Here is a 15,710-nt window from a genome sequence, read left to right as displayed (position 1 = left end):
TCTTTTTTTGTTGCTAAAATTTGTATAAATAAACGTCAAAAATCTAGTGTGTGTTGAGGAGGAAAAATGATTAAAAAATCCCTCGGTTTAGGTTTATTAATGACCACAGGTGCAGCGTTAGGAGAATTCGCATTCTCTCCGAAAATGGCACAAGCATCAGAACTTTGTAATTATCGTAATGAAATTGTCCGTGTATCAGGTGCTTATCTCAATCAAGATGAGGTTTGGGTTAGTAAGGGATGGTGGCTCGTTGAACCTGGGGAATGTATGGTTTATCCGGACGATTGGTATACTTATGTAGAAGTTGACCGCGCTCAAACCGTTGAACGTACCTATTTATTAAATTTAGAAGAGGAAGAAGTACAAACTATTCAATTATGCGTTCTTCAGGATAGATACACTTTCTACAACGCAGAACTTTTTGAGGCCTGTGATAAACATCATTATGGGTTTACTGATAATTCTATGCAAACATTTTATTTAATTGGTGCTAGACGCGAATTGATTGAATATACGCAATAACTAATCAATAGTTATTGATAATTCTAGGGGTTTTAATGAATTTAAGCCCCTATGCTATTTTCTGAAAAAAAAACGATCTTAAGCTCAAGTAAATAGTTAATTGATCGCCAAATTTAAACTAACCTAAAATTCAGCCAAAGGAACTAACCCGCCACTGCTTTTAGGATCACCTCGGTGGCTATTTTCCCAGTCTTCATCCTCCTGTTCAACATCAACTAAATCAGACTCATTTAACAAATTTGGTGAAACATTGTACTCGATATTTTCAGAGATAATGCCGTCACTTTCCTCAATATCCCAAGACCATTGTTCCCTGTCTTTGACTTCTAACCCTTGCAAGTCTTGCCACTCCCCAGTAGAAGCTTCTAAGGGTTCAACGGTTTCGACGTTAGTAACCGAGGGTTGATTGGCCAATACTTCCGGTAAAGAAGCCACGATCGCACTTAAAATGATCATACTGATAAAGGCAGGCCAAAGATAATTAACAAGTCGTAAAGGGTTCATAACTGATTCGTTGACTCCATCACAATAAAGACTAGGCTAATTAGCCCTACTTATTAAGATAATCAAAACTCAAAAAGATGCAATGTATCTAAAGTATAGGGTAGAGAGTCAGTGATCAGTGACCAGTGAACAATGAACACTTAACAGTGATCACTATCGTTAAAATGTAACTAAAGTTTCCCCTTTCTTTATAAAGAGGGTTGACAATAAAAATAAAGATCACTATCTAGTAGATTAACGTGGAACTGAAACAAGTCATCATTGCTTATAAGGCAGGAGACATCGAAAGCCAAAAATGGGCGCAACGGTGTGCTAAAGAATTAGAAGTCCTCGACTGTAAAGTATTGATGGGTCCGAGTGGCTATAAAGATAACCCTTATCCTGTGTTTCTTTCCTCTGCATCAGAAAAAATTGACTTAGCCATCGTTTTAGGAGGAGATGGCACAATTTTAGCGGCCGCGCGACAACTAGCCCCAGAAAGCATTCCTATTTTAGCGGTTAATGTTGGGGGACATTTAGGCTTTTTAACCGAACCCTTTGAGTTATTTAGAGATACTCAACAAGTTTGGCATCGTTTACAAGGCGATCGCTATGCCATGTTACAGAGGATGATGTTAGAGGCGCGGGTATGTGAAGGCGATCGCTGTTCTCCTCAGTCTAGTAGCGATCGCTTCTACTGTCTCAATGAAATGTGCATCAAACCGGCTAGTATTGACCGAATGCCCACCGCTATTTTAGAACTAGAAGTGGATGGGGAAGTGGTTGATCAATATCAAGGGGATGGCTTATTAGTGGCGACTCCTACCGGTTCAACTTGTTACACCGCCTCTGCTAATGGTCCCATTATTCACCCTGGAATGGATGCGATCGCCGTTACCCCTATTTGTCCTTTAAGTTTGTCGAGTCGTCCCATTGTTATTCCGCCGGGTTCGATAGTTGATATTTGGCCCCTAGGAGATTATGAACTCAATACTAAGTTATGGACTGATAGTTCTTTAGCGACTTCTATTTGGCCGGGTCAATGGATATCAGTAAAAATGGCTCATTGTATGGCCAGATTTATTGTCTTACGAGAAAATTATTCTTTCTATCAAACCCTACGAGAAAAATTACAATGGGCAGGAACAAGAATACATTTTGATAATAATCATCGAGTTAATTAAATTAATAAGAATTATTACCAGTCATAAATTGTCGGAAACCTTCTCTTAAAATGCTAAAGTAATAATCTGATCTATCGAAAATAATTAACCATGAGTTGGACAAAAGTGCTTGCTGTTGATAGCCTGCCAATAGGTTCTCGTCAAGTGGTAAAGACAGAGAATCATAACATATTATTGTTAAATCATAACGGACAAGTTTATGCGGTAAAAAATAGCTGTCCTCATCTAAAAATTTCTTTAAAAAAAGCTAAAATTAACGAAGATGGTGATTTAGTTTGTCCTATGCACCGCAGTGCTTTTGACCTTAAAACAGGAGCAGTAAAAGAGTGGACTCCTTGGCCACCTTTAGTGGGCAAAGCGATGGGCATGATCTCTCAAGAAAAAGCCTTATCTGTCTTTCCTGTGAAAACCGAAGAGGGAAATATTTGGGTTGATTTAACCGATAGTTAAGTTTTATTTATTTCCCTGGATAGAGGCGTTTTTCATAACGTCTCGATACCATCAATTTGATAGTTGAATTGATGAAAGCTGATGGCAAATTTAATTGAATTCGAGTTATTTGCTCCTTACAATGAAAAGGCAACCATAAAAGGGTCTTTTTCTGATTGGTCAGACATTGAAATGGAGAAGGACGAAAACGGTTATTTTCGCACAAAAGTAGAATTAGAAGATGGGATTTATGAATATCAATTCCGTGTGCAAAGTAAATCTCCCTTTTTAGATCCCGATGAATGGGTAGAAATTAACGATCCTTATGCAAAAGAAATAAATACAGAGAGTGGAAATAGCGTAGTTCGTGTTAAAGAGGGTGAAAAAATAATCGATACTTACGTCTGGAAAAATGACGATCATTCCTTACCCAAAAATGAGCAATTAGTTATTTACGAATTATTTGTTAATAAATTTTCTGGAAATTTTAAAGGAATTATAGAGCAACTAGACTATTTATCAGAATTAGGAATTAATGCCATTCAATTAATCCCGATACAAGCTTTTCCTGAAGACAAAAAATGGGGTTATACCCCTCGTCATTATTTTGCAGTTGAACCCAGATATGGATCATCAGAAGACTTAAAATATTTGATTGATGAGTGTCATGGTAAAGGAATTCGTGTCTTATTAGATTGTGTTTTTAACCACTCTGATACAGAAAACCCTTTAACCCAAATTAATCATGATTATTGGTATCGCGAACAACCCAATGATCCCGATCATAGTTGGGGTCCCGAATTTGATTATGAATATTATGACGATAATTTAGACATTAAACCTGCTTGGCAATTTATTGGTGATGTCGTTAAGTTTTGGGTTGAAGAATATCATATTGATGGGTTTCGTTACGATGCAGCAAAACAAATTGATAACTATGATTTTTTAGATTGGTTAAGTGAACAAGCGAGAAATTCTACAGGAGATAAACCCTTTTTTAATACCGCAGAATATATACCAGAAAATCCTCAGTTAGCTGGTTTTGATCGACCCGTTGATGCTTGTTGGCACGAAAGTTTTTATCAGCAAGCCATTGTTCATATTTGTGGAGATAATTATAATTTTGAAGACTTAAAAGAAGTTGTTAATTGTAAACAACAAGGTTATCAAGGGGCTATTAGTACCATTAATTATATTTCCTGTCATGATCATCAATCCGTGTTCAGTGAATTAGGCGATCGCAATATTTTTGAAGAAGAAGCCTTTCAAAGAGCTAAGTTAGGAGCTATATTATTAATGACAACCGTCGGTGTTCCCTTACTTTGGATGGGAAATGAGTTCGGAGAATATGATGCAGATGCAGAATCAAGTATCAATTGGAATTTACTAGAAAATGAGAGTAACAAAAATCTGTTTGAGACTTACCAAAAACTGATAAGGTTAAAAACCCAAACTAATGCTTTGCATACCGATAATATTGACTTTATTCACGAAGATATTGATAATAAAGTCTTAGTTTATCATCGTTGGGATAACGAAGATTCTCGTGTGGTTGTTGTACTTAATTTTTCAGGTAATTCTTTATCAGATTATAGAATTCCTAATTTTCCTAATTCGACAGATTGGAACGATTATCTCAACGATGAAGAGTATCAAGCATCCGACAATCAATTAATTCTTGATATAGGAGAGTACGAAGGGAAAATATTAGTTAGTTAACCTTACTCATTAAGACGGTGATGGTGTAAACTTCAAGATTTAAGGTTAAATAATAACCATAGAAAAAATCTAACAGGAAAATCTATGTCGTCACCGTCTAAACGCATATTATTTATCAGCAATGGCCACGGAGAGGATAATCACTCATCCTATGTCATTGAAACCCTATTACAACTGTATCCTAATTTAGATGTGGCGGCCATGCCCATTGTGGGGGAAGGGAACGCCTATCGTCGCTTAAATGTACCCATCATCGGCCCAACCCAAAATATGCCCTCTGGCGGATTTTCTTATATTAACCGTTTACGCTTACTGACAGACTTAAAAGCAGGGTTAGTGGGGTTAACTTGGCGACAGTTACAAGCAGTCTGGAAATATGCCCCTAGTTGCGATTTAATTATGGCAACTGGTGACACTGTATCCCAAGGGTTTGCTTATTCGACAGGCTATCCTTACGTTTCTTTTATTTCCTGTCTATCTGCTTTATATGAAGGAAAGTTAAATGTTGGGCCGTTTATTGGGACTTTTTTGCGATCGCCTCGTTGTTTAGCGGTGTTTACTAGAGATCCTTATACAGCCAAAGATTTAAAAAAACAAGGCATCAGTAAAGCGCAGTTTGGAGGTATTCCTTCCCTCGATAAATTGCAACCCACAGGGAAAGATTTACAATTAAAGTCCGATATTCCTATGGTTGCATTACTGCCCGGATCACGCTTACCTGAAGCGGTTCGTAACTTTAAGCTACAACTCAATCTTATTCTAGAAATTGTTAAGATAATGTCCCCTGAAAACATACAATTTCGGGCTGCATTAGTACCAAAAGTGATGCAAGAATTAGCAACGATTGCTAATAGTGAAGGATGGCAATATGAAGAGAATAAATTAAGCAAAAAAACTGAACAAGGAACCGTAGAAGTCTTCTGTTATTCTGATGGGTTTAATGACATTTTACACAACTGTACGTTAATGTTAGGCATGGCAGGATTAGCGGTGGATCAAGGCATTGCTTTAGGTAAACCGGTTATTCAAGTCCCTGGAGAAGGCCCTCAGTTTACCTATGAATTTGCTGAGGCACAAAACCGTTTGATTGGTAGTTGCGCCCAAACCATCGGCAAAGGACCAGCCAGTTCCGAAACCCTCACAGAAGCAGCTAAATGTGTTGCTAAAACCGTTACAAATCAATCTTATTTACACGAGTGCGAGGAAAAAGGAAAAGCCCGTTTCGGACCCCCTGGGGCTTCTGAAAGAATTGCTCGTTTTTTATTGTCCCATATGGGAGTTAATCAAGATAGGGAATAGGGAATAGTAAGCTGTCACTGCATTTCAAAAAACGAAGAAAAAAGAAGCAGTTTTGCTTCCTTTTTATAAAAATTATGGCGATAAACTAGATTTTAAAAATAACTTTTTTAAAATTTACTGTTGAGGAGGTTCTACAGTTTCGTTCGTAGCTGAATTGATAGGAGCCTCGTTTTCAGGGGGATTTTGATTTGTAGAAGATTGAGGTTCAGACGGATTTTGTTGTATCGAAGAAGGAACATTAATTTCTACTTTTGGTTCTGGAGAAGACGTTTCGGGTGCTTGTTGCACTGGGACAGGAATGATTTCTTTTGTTTTTTCAATCACTGTTGTTTCCTGGTTAGGTTGTTGTTGTTCAACTGTCTCGTTAGATTCAACAGGGATAGGAATAAGCTCTTGTGTCCTTTCAATAATGGTCGTTTCCTGATTAGGTTTTTGTTCCTCACTAATAGCTGGAGATTGATCAGTTTCTTGCTGTTGAGCAAAAATAGAGTAAAATATACCTGAACTTACCCCCATACAAATCTAGTACACGAAGCTAAAAAGCCTATCTATCAAGGGATATAGAGATTAGACTCCGACGCTGTACCCATGTAAATCGTAATATTTCTTAATGGACAGTAAGAAGGGAACTAAGCTAAAATAGTAGTCATGTATATAGAGCGTGTTCCTAACAGAAATTCCCCACCGGCTGTTCTTCTTCGCGAATCTTATAGAGAAGGAGATCAAGTCAGAAAAAGAACCCTGGCAAATTTATCAACATTGCCAGATGATGTTGTTGATAATATGAAACTGGTTTTAAAAGGGGCTAAAGTTTCAATGACTGAAACAATACCCGATAATTTTGAGGTAATTTCAAGCCGTCCACACGGTCATATAATGGTCATATTAGAGACGATTAAAAAGTTAGGTTTAGACAAAATTATTGCTAAAACTCCCTCTCGAACTAGAAACCTAGTTTTGGGGATGATAATTGCGAGAATTATCAATCCTAAATCTAAATTAGCCACAGCAAGAGGATTCCATGAGAAAACGTTTAGTAATAGTTTAGGAAAAGTTTTAAACTTAGAAAAGGCTGACGAAGACGAACTCTATGAAGCTTTGGATTGGTTAGTCAACAAACAAGAGAAAATTGAAAATAAATTAGCTGGTTTGCATTTAGATAATGGCTCATTAGTTTTATATGATGTTACCTCAACTTATTTGGAAGGAAAGAGCTGCGAATTAGGAAAATATGGATATAATCGAGATAAAAAGAAAGGGAAAACGCAAATAGTATTTGGACTACTCTGTGACCAGAATGGTTGTCCTATCGCTGTAGAGGTTTTTGAAGGAAATACTTCAGATACTAAGACACTAAAAAGTCAAATAGAAAAAGTTAGGAAAAGGTTTGGTGTTCATAACGTAGTATGGGTAACAGATAGAGGGATCTTAACGTCTTCAAATATTGAAGAATTAGTTAAACCAGTGGAAGGATTAGATTATATTAGTGGTTTAACTAAAGCAAGCATTAGAAAATTAGCAGAAGTAGAGTCAATTCAATTAGGATTATTTGATGAGGTGAATTTAGTTGAGTTTGAAAGTGAAGATTACCCACATGAAAGATTGATTGCTTGTCGAAACCCGTTGATAGCTGCTAAAAATCAGAAACAAAGAGAAGCATTATTACGAATAGTAGAAGAACAATTTGACTTGATTGTTAAAGCCACGAAAAGAGAAAAAAGAGCTTTGAAAGGAGCCGATAAAATAGCTTTAAGAGTTGGAAAAGTCTTAAACAAGTATAAAATTAATAAATACTATAATCTAAACATCACAGATTCAGAATTTACTTATGAGCGTAAACAAGAATTAATTGACCAAGAAATAGCTTTAGATGGGATTTATATTTTGAGAACTTCTGTAGATAAAACTTTGATGGATGGGTTTGAAGTGGTCAAAGCGTATAAAAGTTTATCTTCTGTAGAGGAAGCTTTCCGTTGTTATAAATCTATTGATTTAGCGGAAAATGCGGTCTTGGGGTTTCCCCAAGTAGAGCAATTTTCCAAGACAAAAGTGCGTCCTATTTATCATTATAAGGGAGACAGAGTAAAAGGGCATATTTTCTTATGTATGTTAGCTTATTACGTTGAATGGCATTTAAAACAAAAATTAGCTCCTTTATTATTTGAAGATGAAGAAATTGATGACAACTATCAAGATATCATCAAAGCTAGTCGTAGTGATTCTGCGGTTGCTAAAGATAGAAAAAAACGCACTGAAGATAACTTCCCAGTTCATAGCTTCCGCACCTTAATAGAAGATTTGGGAACAATTTGCTTAAATACAGTCGAGTGTACTTTAGAGAGTGGAAAATACGTTTTTGACAAAATAACTCGACCCACTGAACTGCAACAAAAAGCTTTAGATTTACTAGGTATTTCTTCAATTTGTACCCAGTAAAGACAGGTGGCTAATTCGGCGTATCCTTCACGCAGCATACGTTATGGCATTTTGTCAAAGGGGAAGTTCAGATATACCAGCAACTAGACCGATCGCAAGAGTTAAAAAAATCCCTAATAATAACCCACCTGTTGCGTTATTGTTATCACGATTTTTAAGTTGGTTTTGTTTGTATTTTTCCCTTATTTGACCATCTACGTATCCATCACGATAGGAAACTTCTTCAGAACTAGCAGGTCTAGCATTAATATTTCCTGTTACTTTCTCAGTGTGATAAATTTCTTTTTTGGACATAATTTTACCTCCATGAAAAATAGTAAAATATAAAAAAGAAAAACTTTTTTTTATGGTTATTTTGGTTTTAAAATAGCTAGTCAAAAATATTCGATTAGCCATACTATACAGTCTAATCATTTATTTATTTCATTACCTCTATCTTAAGCAGGAATTAATAACTATCTTGATATATCCCAAGATAGAGATAGAGCCAATAAACTCTAGATTCTTCTCTCTTTCTTTGGAAAAGTTAACAATAGATATGCTCTTTTAATGCACGAATCCAACTGGGATAGTGTTATTGAAGTAGTGAAAGTTAATCTCAGTTGATAGTATTTCCTCATTCTAATGATGGAGGTAGCGCATCAAGGGAGGGAACAGGGAACAGGGAATAGTCATACTAGATCCGTTTTAGATAGTATAGTATTAAGTCTTGACGCAGGGAGCAGGGAGCAGGGAGCAGGGAGCAGGGAGCAGGGAGCAGGGAGCAGGGAGCAGGGAGAAAAAATGTTACTCTACTAAAATAAGCGGATTTGGTATCAGACGTTAACTATTAACAATGTTGGGATAAAACCTTTCAAATTCCCCTGCGTTAAAATTTGTATTTGGGTCATCAGGAAGCCTTTTTCGACTCCCTTCTTGATCAGGTCTTTCTAATAAAAAAATATATTCACAGATTACACCCTTTAGCTGAGTGTGTTGATCGATTTTCCATCCTTCTAAACAAACACCTGTCAAAATAGCCTCCGAAAAATCGGTGTTACTAGCCAACACTTTCGTTAAATTTGCGTTGGTGAGATTAGCCCCTCGAAAGGTGGCATTGGTGAGATCTGCCTGTTTTAAATTGATTCCTTTAAGATTAGCACCTGCTAAATTAGCTCCTCGTAAATTAGCTTGTCTATAATCTTGAAAATAACCCAGATGAAGATCCTTCAATAAATCTCGAATGGCAGGTTTACGGAGAATCGTCTCTCCTACTCTGGCACTTTCTAATTTTAAAGTGTGGTCAAAACGAGTCCGTATTAGGATAGCTTGTCTGAGATCGGTACTTTTTAGAATGGCTTGGGTAAAATCTGCCTCTGTGAGATTAGCTTGGTAAAAACTGGTTCCGCCAATAGAGGTAAAAGCAATGGCAATGTTACGAATCCATGCATCTCTAGGATCGTTATGAATAGAACGCCAACCCAAATAAGCACTTAGTGAAGTAACCGCTACAGCAGCAATTCCTGAACCAACAATGGTGAAAGACAAGACTTCGGCTTCTGCCACTGCCATCGTAAAAGCAATAATCACAGCAAACGGAAAAGCCCCTGCAATGGCGGCCGTTCCCGCGATCGCCCCTGCTGCTGCACCTGCGATCGCCCCAAGCGTCGCGGCAATAATAGCTACCACTAAATGAAACACAAAGGTAACGCCAAAGGAAAAAGCCACCGACAAAGAAAAGGGCAAAGACTCAGCAAAAGCGACTGCAATCACCGCCGTTGCCATTAAAGAAATCACAACTGACCCTAATCCCCCTTCTAATCCCTGAAAATAACTAAAAATACAAAAAATCATCAAAATAATAATCGCTGTCCCCCCTGCTATTTGATTGATCAAGTTTCCACTCTCGGCGGTTAGTACCACAAAACTTCCTGCAAATCCTGAACATACCCCTGATAATGCTGATAGCAGCCACGAAAACGCCATTAACGTGATTGCCCAACGTCTTTGTAATCCTCCTCTCCCTTGACTCAAGTTAGCCCCTGTGAGGTTGGTTTGAGCAAAATTAGTTCCCCGAATATCTGCTTCCCTCAAGTCTATATTGACTAAATATTTAGCTTTAAATGATTGTCCTCTGAGGTTTTCCCCTCGAAAATCCCGTCTTCCTTGTTCGTAGCTTTTGAGGAGTTGAGATGCTTTCATTTTTTAACTGGTTTTATTTTTTTAATCGTCAATAATCTATCCTTATATTCAGTAAACCCTATTTAACCTGAGTTCGGGATAAGAAAAGGAAGGAGTAGTAAGCTGAAAATAACCAAATAATTCAGTAACTCCTCCCTATGTTAAGTAGGGATGCTTTGTGCTATAGTTTCGATAAAACTAGCTAGTTTATAAGCCTAGGTGCTGATGGCTGAATGCTGACGTTTATTAGTTATTGAAAATGCTTTTTCTGATAACTCAAAACAGTGTTTTGTAATAACATAGCCACCGTCATTGGTCCCACACCACCGGGAACAGGAGTAATATAATTACTTACCTGAGAAACTGAGTTAAACTCAAAATCTCCCACTAATTTAGAAGCGGAGTCTTCTGTCATAATACGGTTAATGCCAACATCAATGGCGATCGCTCCAGGCTTGACCATCTCCCCTGTAATTAAATTGGGTTTGCCCACTGCAGCGATAATAATATCTCCTTGACGGGTGATTTCTGCTAAGTCGGGGGTGCGAGAATGGGCAATACTCACCGTTGCATTTTTTTCTAATAACATCAACGCCAAGGGTTTACCCACTAAAATGCTGCGTCCTACCACTACCGCGTGTTTTCCTGCCACATCTAAGTTATATTCTTCTAAGAGACGCATCACACCCCAAGGGGTACAACTGCGTAACCCCTCTTCACCCCGTATTAAATGACCTAAGTTCATGGGGTGTAAACCATCGGCATCTTTTTCAGGGGCGATCGCATGGAGTAACTTAACAGTATCTAAATGGGGAGGTAAAGGTAACTGAACTAAAATACCATCCACTCGTTCATCTGCATTTAATTGATGGATTAAAGCTTCTACTTCTTCTTGAGGCGTTTCCGTGGGTAAATGACGACCAAACGAAGCAATTCCTACTTTAGCGCAAGCTTTTTCCTTATTACGAACATAAACCGCACTAGCTGGGTTATCGCCCACCATAATCACCGCTAACCCAGGAGGACGACCGATATTCCCTTGTAATTTTTCAACGGTTGTTTTTAATTCTCCCTGAATTTTTTGCGCTAATGCTTTACCGTTTAACAAAGAAGCAGTTTCAGAAGACATGGATAACCTAGATAAATTTGGAACGTAGGAGTAGTTTATGGTGTCCTATAGCTTAGCCTATCTCAAGACCGTCAATTTCACCGCACTCATCATGAAAGTTTTAAACATTCGAGGGGTTCATGGTGCTATTTTTTCCCTTTTGGTTGGAGGGTTGCTCGGATGTACCCCCGTCAACTATTTAGGGTTAGCACAACCGTCTATTACCCCCATTGGAGAACTGTCTCCCCAATCATCGACAGAACGCACCTCCGAAGAAGATATCATCTATTTAGAAGGCAAAGTGGTCGACAGTGCGCCTTTTATGGAAAGTGGTTCCTATCAACTCGAAGATCAAACCGGAACCGTCTGGGTACTCACTAATGGACCACTCCCTCAAACTGGGGACAGGGTACAAATTACAGGAAAAGTGACCTATCAATCAATTCCTATTGATGGTCAAGATGTGGGAGAGTTGTATATCTTAGAAGTTGAAAAACTAGAGGCTAATATGGTTGATAATAGCTCAGTCGTTAAACCTGTAGTTGATACTGAAGTCGAGACTTCTAGTGATACTGAAGTTAAGCCTACCCCTAAACCAGAAGCGAATGAGTTTCTCCTCCCCCACAAACGTAACACCAAGTAGTCCCCGTTCCGTTGCTTTGGCTATTCTTTATCAAGATGGTCATTTTCTGATGCAGTTACGGGATAATATTCCCACCATCATTTATCCCGATCGCTGGGGTTTTTTTGGTGGCCATCTTGAACCTGGAGAAACCCCAGACATTGGAGTCAAACGAGAAGTCAAAGAAGAGATTAATTTCACCCTTGAAAATCCTATTTTTTTCTGTCGTTACGATGATGAAGTTGCTTTGCGCTATATTTTTTATGCTCCTTTAACAGTGTCTATCAATGACTTAAATTTACAAGAAGGGGCGGACTTCAGGTTAGTTTCTCCTGAAGCGGTTAAACAAGGACAATGTTATTCTGAAAAACTGGGTGATGTTCGTCCTTTAGGGAAAATTCATCAAAAAATTTTGCTAGATTTTATTAATAGAACATGAAACTAAATTGTTAAATTTTGTGGTTTTTTGTAAAAAAATGAGGTGAGTTTGATTATAAATAAATGTTAGTTTGTATTTTTACTTTTCTGAAGGAAAAATTTTATGGGTTTTAAATATATTAATCAAATTGCTAACCCCGACAATTTACAGGAATTTCTCACCTTAGTTGATTTAGCTGCTGGTGCTGGTCAAAATGTTAATAATGCTATTGATTTAAGTCAAAAGTTACACGAAACAGCCCCAATGAAGGTTTGCCTTCAGATACTTAATCAAGATCCTGACTGCGCTCAAATGCTTAAAGAACGCTACGTCGGCCCTTATTTTGACTTAGAAACCATGTTAAAAATGCCGAAAGGATCTTTAGGATGGACTTACGCTAAAGTATTAAGTACCCTAGGTTACGATCCTCAGTTCTATAAAAGCACTGAAAACTTTAAAACCGATGCTGATTATGTTACCTTTCGGGTCTTTAAAACCCATGATCTCCATCATATTTTAACCGGCTATAGTTTAGATGATTTGGGAGAATTAGGGGTTCTTTCTGTTAGCGTTGGACAATTTGCTTATCCTGGTTTTACGTTTCTTGATTTGATGTCGTTTTTGTTTAGATTTTTCAAAAATGATCAAGCCTATAATAAAGATATGACTCCCCAAGAACAAGTAAAAACTTTAAATTATGCTTTTAAATTGGTGTCTGCTGGTATCGATATGGGACAAGCTGCTAAACCCTTATTTGCTGTAAAATGGGAGGAAAACTTAGACCGTTCTTTAGATGAATGGCGGGAAATGTTGAATATTAAACCAGCTTTAGACGGTCCCTATAGTTGGTACAGTCGCGAAAAACTTAAAGCAGCGATCGCTTAATTAATAGCTAAAAATTATGTTGAATATGCTACAAATATTAGCAAATATTATTATCTCTATTGTGGTTGGCTTTTGGATAGGAGCGATCGCAATTTTTTCTATTCAGAATATTACCGCCGTTTCCCTAAAATTTCTACTCTGGGAATCCATTAAACTACCCATCGGTGTGTTACTCTCGTTTTGCGTGGGAGGAGGCTTTATTGTCGGTGGGTTGTTACCTTTTCTCTTAAAACCTTTTAAACGCAAGAAAAAACGACCTTTGAGAAGTCCAATAGATGATGGGGGTTACTTTGACTTTGATAATTAAATTAATGTAGGTGTTGACTATGAGTAACCCCCGTATTTTAGTGGTTGAAGACGAAGCTAAACTTGCCCAATTTATTGAGTTAGAACTGAAATATGAAGGCTACAATATTACAGTGGTTAATGATGGGTTATCGGGACTGACAACAGCAAGAGAAAGTAACCCCGACCTTATTTTATTAGATTGGATGTTGCCAGGCATATCAGGACTCGAAATTTGTAAGCGACTCCGACAAACCGGGAGTAAAGTCCCTATTATTTTATTAACCGCTAAAGATGATATCAGCGATCGCGTCGCTGGTTTAGATGCAGGAGCCGATGATTATATTGTTAAACCGTTTAATTTAGAAGAATTATTAGCAAGAGTTAGGGCAAATTTAAGACGAAATAAAGAAGAAAACCCGGATCTTTTGCAATTTTTAGACCTAAGTTTAAATCGTAACACCCGTGAAGTCTTTCGGGGTAATCGTTTGATTGAACTAACGGCCAAAGAATTTGACTTACTAGAATATTTAATGTCTCATCCGAAACAAGTCCTTAGTCGGGATCAAATTTTAGAAAGGGTATGGGGTTACGATTTTATGGGAGATTCTAATATCATTGAGGTTTACGTGCGCTATTTACGCTTAAAATTGGAAGCTGAACAAGAAAAACGACTGATTCAAACCGTTCGAGGGGTGGGTTATGTGTTGCGAGATTAAACTTAGGAACTCACCAGAATAAAAAACTCATAACGGTTATGAATTAACAGGGTCACCTAGTTGATGAGTGAACATAAGATCACTTATCATTATTTTCAGCATCAATGCATTAGGATAAGTGTACCGACAAGTTGCTTATTTCCCTCCAATATTAACTACAAGACAGGTCAAAAAATAATATGAGTGCAACGACCCTTAACGCTAGAGACTTATTTCGTGCTGCTTACGAGAACCGTTACACTTGGGATAAGGATTTTCCAGGTTATACTGCCGATGTTACCTTTAAGGATAACGATCACACCTTTACTGGTCAAGTGCGGGTAAATGGCGATATGTCTACAGAAGTCTTTAACATAGAAGATGAACAAGCCTTAAATCAAGTCAAGTCTCAACTTTGGGAAACAGCCATTCATCGGGTTCGTCGTTCCTTTGAAGATGTTCATGGTCAAAACACCTTTCGTTACGGCGATACCGACGAAAACGGTGCTGTAGAAATCCTAATGGGAGGAAAATCAGAAGGCGATCGCTATAAACTCCGTGATAATGAGGTCTGTCATGTTCACCGTCATATTCATGGGGTTGTAGTTACCATCGATACTTTTAGTAGTCATAAAACAGAAGAAGGCTATCTTTCTCACCGCTACGACTCTATTTATCATGACCCCAAAACTGGAGAACAAAAGGGTGGAAAAAGTTATTTCGAGGACAACTACGAAAAAGTAGATGGTTATTACATTTTAACCAGTCGTGTTATTACAGGAGAAGAAAACGGAGAAACCGTAACCAAAGAATTCGGGTTTTCTAATATTAAATTATTACAACCTGCGATGGTTTAATGGGTTGGGTGTTGGGGATAAGATAATCTCTTATCTTCACCACCTCTAGAAGTTATAATAAGGTTCATTGCGGATGTAGTTCAGTGGTAGAACGTCACCTTCCCAAGGTGAATGTCGTGGGTTCGAGTCCCATCATCCGCTTATTATATAAAGTCATATTGTTTTTTTCTTGTATATAATTCTGAGCGATACTATGTTATTAAACAGAAAATTATTGAGTTAAACCTGATACCGAAGAATCTCTATTTTGTATTCATATATCTTTAAGAGATGCTTCATTCCGCTATCGCTACATTCAGCATGACATTATAAGGTAATTCAATGAATAATAAACAATATTATGTTTACATTATGACTAATAAATCTAAGACTCTTTATACTGGGATGACTAATCATTTATTACGTCGGGTTTATGAGCATAAAAATAAACTTCTTGAAGGGTTTACTAAAAAATATAATATTACTAAGTTAGTCTATTTTGAAGAAACTTCAGATGTTAATGAGGCGATCGCGTTTGAAAAGAAAATTAAAGGATGGACAAGAGGAAAAAAATTGCTCTAATTGAATCTAAAAATCCTCAATGGCTTGATCTTAGCCAAAATTGG

18 protein-coding genes and 1 tRNA gene are annotated in these 15,710 nt (G+C 37.5%); 14 read left to right on the top strand and 5 right to left on the bottom strand.

The genetic code is table 11. The annotated features are described in order from the left end of the window. Window positions 1–66 precede the first annotated feature (66 nt). Window positions 67–522 carry a DUF1036 domain-containing protein gene (locus CY0110_RS12380; protein ID WP_008275785.1) on the top strand — a complete coding sequence of 152 codons (456 nt, stop codon included), beginning with the start codon at window positions 67–69 and terminating at the stop codon, window positions 520–522. Between the two features lie 123 nt (window positions 523–645). Here the strand turns inward: CY0110_RS12380 and CY0110_RS12375 are convergent, their stop codons facing one another. Then, the gene (locus CY0110_RS12375) at window positions 646–1,026 is read right to left on the bottom strand and encodes a hypothetical protein (RefSeq protein WP_008275784.1); all 381 of its coding nucleotides are present in this window, start codon (window positions 1,024–1,026) and stop codon (window positions 646–648) included. A 239-nt stretch (window positions 1,027–1,265) separates the two neighbouring features. Between CY0110_RS12375 and CY0110_RS12370 the strand changes: the two genes are divergently transcribed. The 4 genes from CY0110_RS12370 (at window position 1,266) to CY0110_RS12355 (ending at window position 5,636) form a co-directional block, all read left to right on the top strand. Beyond that, window positions 1,266–2,189 (top strand): NAD(+) kinase, encoded by a 924-nt coding sequence (locus tag CY0110_RS12370; RefSeq protein WP_008275783.1) that lies wholly within the window; start codon window positions 1,266–1,268, stop codon window positions 2,187–2,189. Window positions 2,190–2,279: 90 nt separating this feature from the next. Further along, window positions 2,280–2,639, top strand: coding sequence for a Rieske (2Fe-2S) protein (locus tag CY0110_RS12365; RefSeq protein ID WP_008275782.1), 360 nt, complete (start codon window positions 2,280–2,282; stop codon window positions 2,637–2,639). Window positions 2,640–2,720: 81 nt separating this feature from the next. Continuing rightward, on the top strand, window positions 2,721–4,337 hold the full coding sequence (locus CY0110_RS12360) for an alpha-amylase family glycosyl hydrolase (RefSeq protein ID WP_008275781.1): 1,617 nt from the start codon (window positions 2,721–2,723) through the stop codon (window positions 4,335–4,337). A gap of 84 nt (window positions 4,338–4,421) precedes the next feature. Beyond that, window positions 4,422–5,636 (top strand): lipid-A-disaccharide synthase-related protein, encoded by a 1,215-nt coding sequence (locus CY0110_RS12355; protein WP_008275780.1) that lies wholly within the window; start codon window positions 4,422–4,424, stop codon window positions 5,634–5,636. A 114-nt stretch (window positions 5,637–5,750) separates the two neighbouring features. On the opposite strand, the gene CY0110_RS12350 is transcribed toward CY0110_RS12355, so the two are convergent. Next, window positions 5,751–6,152 (bottom strand): hypothetical protein, encoded by a 402-nt coding sequence (locus CY0110_RS12350; protein ID WP_008275779.1) that lies wholly within the window; start codon window positions 6,150–6,152, stop codon window positions 5,751–5,753. A 132-nt stretch (window positions 6,153–6,284) separates the two neighbouring features. Here CY0110_RS12350 and CY0110_RS12345 point away from each other — a divergent pair, with 132 nt between their 5' ends. After that, window positions 6,285–8,072, top strand: a complete 1,788-nt coding sequence (locus CY0110_RS12345) for an IS1634 family transposase (RefSeq protein WP_008275778.1) — start codon at window positions 6,285–6,287, stop codon at window positions 8,070–8,072. Window positions 8,073–8,126: 54 nt separating this feature from the next. Here CY0110_RS12345 and CY0110_RS12340 read toward each other — a convergent pair whose 3' ends face one another. The 3 genes from CY0110_RS12340 to folD form a co-directional block, all read right to left on the bottom strand. Further along, window positions 8,127–8,366, bottom strand: coding sequence for a hypothetical protein (locus tag CY0110_RS12340; protein ID WP_157464572.1), 240 nt, complete (start codon window positions 8,364–8,366; stop codon window positions 8,127–8,129). A 528-nt stretch (window positions 8,367–8,894) separates the two neighbouring features. After that, the gene (locus CY0110_RS12335) at window positions 8,895–10,253 is read right to left on the bottom strand and encodes a pentapeptide repeat-containing protein (RefSeq protein WP_008275775.1); all 1,359 of its coding nucleotides are present in this window, start codon (window positions 10,251–10,253) and stop codon (window positions 8,895–8,897) included. Window positions 10,254–10,482: 229 nt separating this feature from the next. After that, window positions 10,483–11,361, bottom strand: a complete 879-nt coding sequence (gene folD, locus CY0110_RS12330; protein ID WP_008275774.1) for a bifunctional methylenetetrahydrofolate dehydrogenase/methenyltetrahydrofolate cyclohydrolase FolD — start codon at window positions 11,359–11,361, stop codon at window positions 10,483–10,485. A 37-nt stretch (window positions 11,362–11,398) separates the two neighbouring features. Here folD and CY0110_RS12325 point away from each other — a divergent pair, with 37 nt between their 5' ends. From CY0110_RS12325 to CY0110_RS12290, 8 genes are all read left to right on the top strand, one after another. After that, complete coding sequence (locus tag CY0110_RS12325; RefSeq protein WP_008275773.1) at window positions 11,399–11,983, top strand: DNA-binding protein; 585 nt, start codon at window positions 11,399–11,401, stop codon at window positions 11,981–11,983. Then, entirely contained in the window at window positions 11,946–12,401 is a 456-nt protein-coding gene (locus CY0110_RS12320) for an NUDIX hydrolase (RefSeq protein ID WP_035799283.1), read from the top strand. Before CY0110_RS12325 ends, CY0110_RS12320 begins: the two co-directional genes overlap by 38 nt. Window positions 12,402–12,503: 102 nt before the next feature. Further along, window positions 12,504–13,265 carry a Coq4 family protein gene (locus CY0110_RS12315; RefSeq protein ID WP_008275771.1) on the top strand — a complete coding sequence of 254 codons (762 nt, stop codon included), beginning with the start codon at window positions 12,504–12,506 and terminating at the stop codon, window positions 13,263–13,265. 16 nt (window positions 13,266–13,281) lie between these two features. Further along, window positions 13,282–13,572, top strand: a complete 291-nt coding sequence (locus CY0110_RS12310; protein WP_008275770.1) for a lipopolysaccharide assembly protein LapA domain-containing protein — start codon at window positions 13,282–13,284, stop codon at window positions 13,570–13,572. Between the two features lie 19 nt (window positions 13,573–13,591). Further along, window positions 13,592–14,269: a response regulator transcription factor gene (locus CY0110_RS12305; protein WP_008275769.1), complete on the top strand. Its 678-nt coding sequence runs from the start codon at window positions 13,592–13,594 to the stop codon at window positions 14,267–14,269. A gap of 179 nt (window positions 14,270–14,448) precedes the next feature. Next, window positions 14,449–15,105: a DUF3386 domain-containing protein gene (locus CY0110_RS12300; RefSeq protein ID WP_008275768.1), complete on the top strand. Its 657-nt coding sequence runs from the start codon at window positions 14,449–14,451 to the stop codon at window positions 15,103–15,105. A 69-nt stretch (window positions 15,106–15,174) separates the two neighbouring features. Then, window positions 15,175–15,246 (top strand) — tRNA-Gly (locus tag CY0110_RS12295). A gap of 180 nt (window positions 15,247–15,426) precedes the next feature. Next, window positions 15,427–15,666 (top strand): GIY-YIG nuclease family protein, encoded by a 240-nt coding sequence (locus CY0110_RS12290; protein WP_008275767.1) that lies wholly within the window; start codon window positions 15,427–15,429, stop codon window positions 15,664–15,666. Window positions 15,667–15,710 lie beyond the last annotated feature (44 nt).

It is taken from the genome of Crocosphaera chwakensis CCY0110 (genome assembly GCF_000169335.1).
In the GTDB taxonomy this organism is placed as follows: domain Bacteria; phylum Cyanobacteriota; class Cyanobacteriia; order Cyanobacteriales; family Microcystaceae; genus Crocosphaera; species Crocosphaera chwakensis.
Note: the sequence above shows the minus strand (reverse complement) of the source record. Positions and strands in the feature narration are given on the sequence as shown.

Excerpts from the sequence above, each read along its gene's own strand:
- CY0110_RS12380 (WP_008275785.1), top strand. The coding sequence starts at position 67 with ATGATTAAAAAATCCCTCGGTTTAGGTTTATTAATGACCACAGGTGCA.
- CY0110_RS12310 (WP_008275770.1), top strand. The coding sequence starts at position 13,282 with ATGTTGAATATGCTACAAATATTAGCAAATATTATTATCTCTATTGTG.
- CY0110_RS12335 (WP_008275775.1), bottom strand. The coding sequence starts at position 10,253 with ATGAAAGCATCTCAACTCCTCAAAAGCTACGAACAAGGAAGACGGGAT.
- folD (WP_008275774.1), bottom strand. The coding sequence starts at position 11,361 with ATGTCTTCTGAAACTGCTTCTTTGTTAAACGGTAAAGCATTAGCGCAA.
- CY0110_RS12320 (WP_035799283.1), top strand. The coding sequence starts at position 11,946 with ATGAGTTTCTCCTCCCCCACAAACGTAACACCAAGTAGTCCCCGTTCC.
- CY0110_RS12375 (WP_008275784.1), bottom strand. The coding sequence starts at position 1,026 with ATGAACCCTTTACGACTTGTTAATTATCTTTGGCCTGCCTTTATCAGT.
- CY0110_RS12355 (WP_008275780.1), top strand. The coding sequence starts at position 4,422 with ATGTCGTCACCGTCTAAACGCATATTATTTATCAGCAATGGCCACGGA.
- CY0110_RS12305 (WP_008275769.1), top strand. The coding sequence starts at position 13,592 with ATGAGTAACCCCCGTATTTTAGTGGTTGAAGACGAAGCTAAACTTGCC.
- CY0110_RS12290 (WP_008275767.1), top strand. The coding sequence starts at position 15,427 with ATGAATAATAAACAATATTATGTTTACATTATGACTAATAAATCTAAG.
- CY0110_RS12345 (WP_008275778.1), top strand. The coding sequence starts at position 6,285 with ATGTATATAGAGCGTGTTCCTAACAGAAATTCCCCACCGGCTGTTCTT.
- CY0110_RS12315 (WP_008275771.1), top strand. The coding sequence starts at position 12,504 with ATGGGTTTTAAATATATTAATCAAATTGCTAACCCCGACAATTTACAG.
- CY0110_RS12350 (WP_008275779.1), bottom strand. The coding sequence starts at position 6,152 with ATGGGGGTAAGTTCAGGTATATTTTACTCTATTTTTGCTCAACAGCAA.
- CY0110_RS12300 (WP_008275768.1), top strand. The coding sequence starts at position 14,449 with ATGAGTGCAACGACCCTTAACGCTAGAGACTTATTTCGTGCTGCTTAC.
- CY0110_RS12360 (WP_008275781.1), top strand. The coding sequence starts at position 2,721 with ATGGCAAATTTAATTGAATTCGAGTTATTTGCTCCTTACAATGAAAAG.
- CY0110_RS12340 (WP_157464572.1), bottom strand. The coding sequence starts at position 8,366 with ATGTCCAAAAAAGAAATTTATCACACTGAGAAAGTAACAGGAAATATT.
- CY0110_RS12325 (WP_008275773.1), top strand. The coding sequence starts at position 11,399 with ATGGTGTCCTATAGCTTAGCCTATCTCAAGACCGTCAATTTCACCGCA.
- CY0110_RS12365 (WP_008275782.1), top strand. The coding sequence starts at position 2,280 with ATGAGTTGGACAAAAGTGCTTGCTGTTGATAGCCTGCCAATAGGTTCT.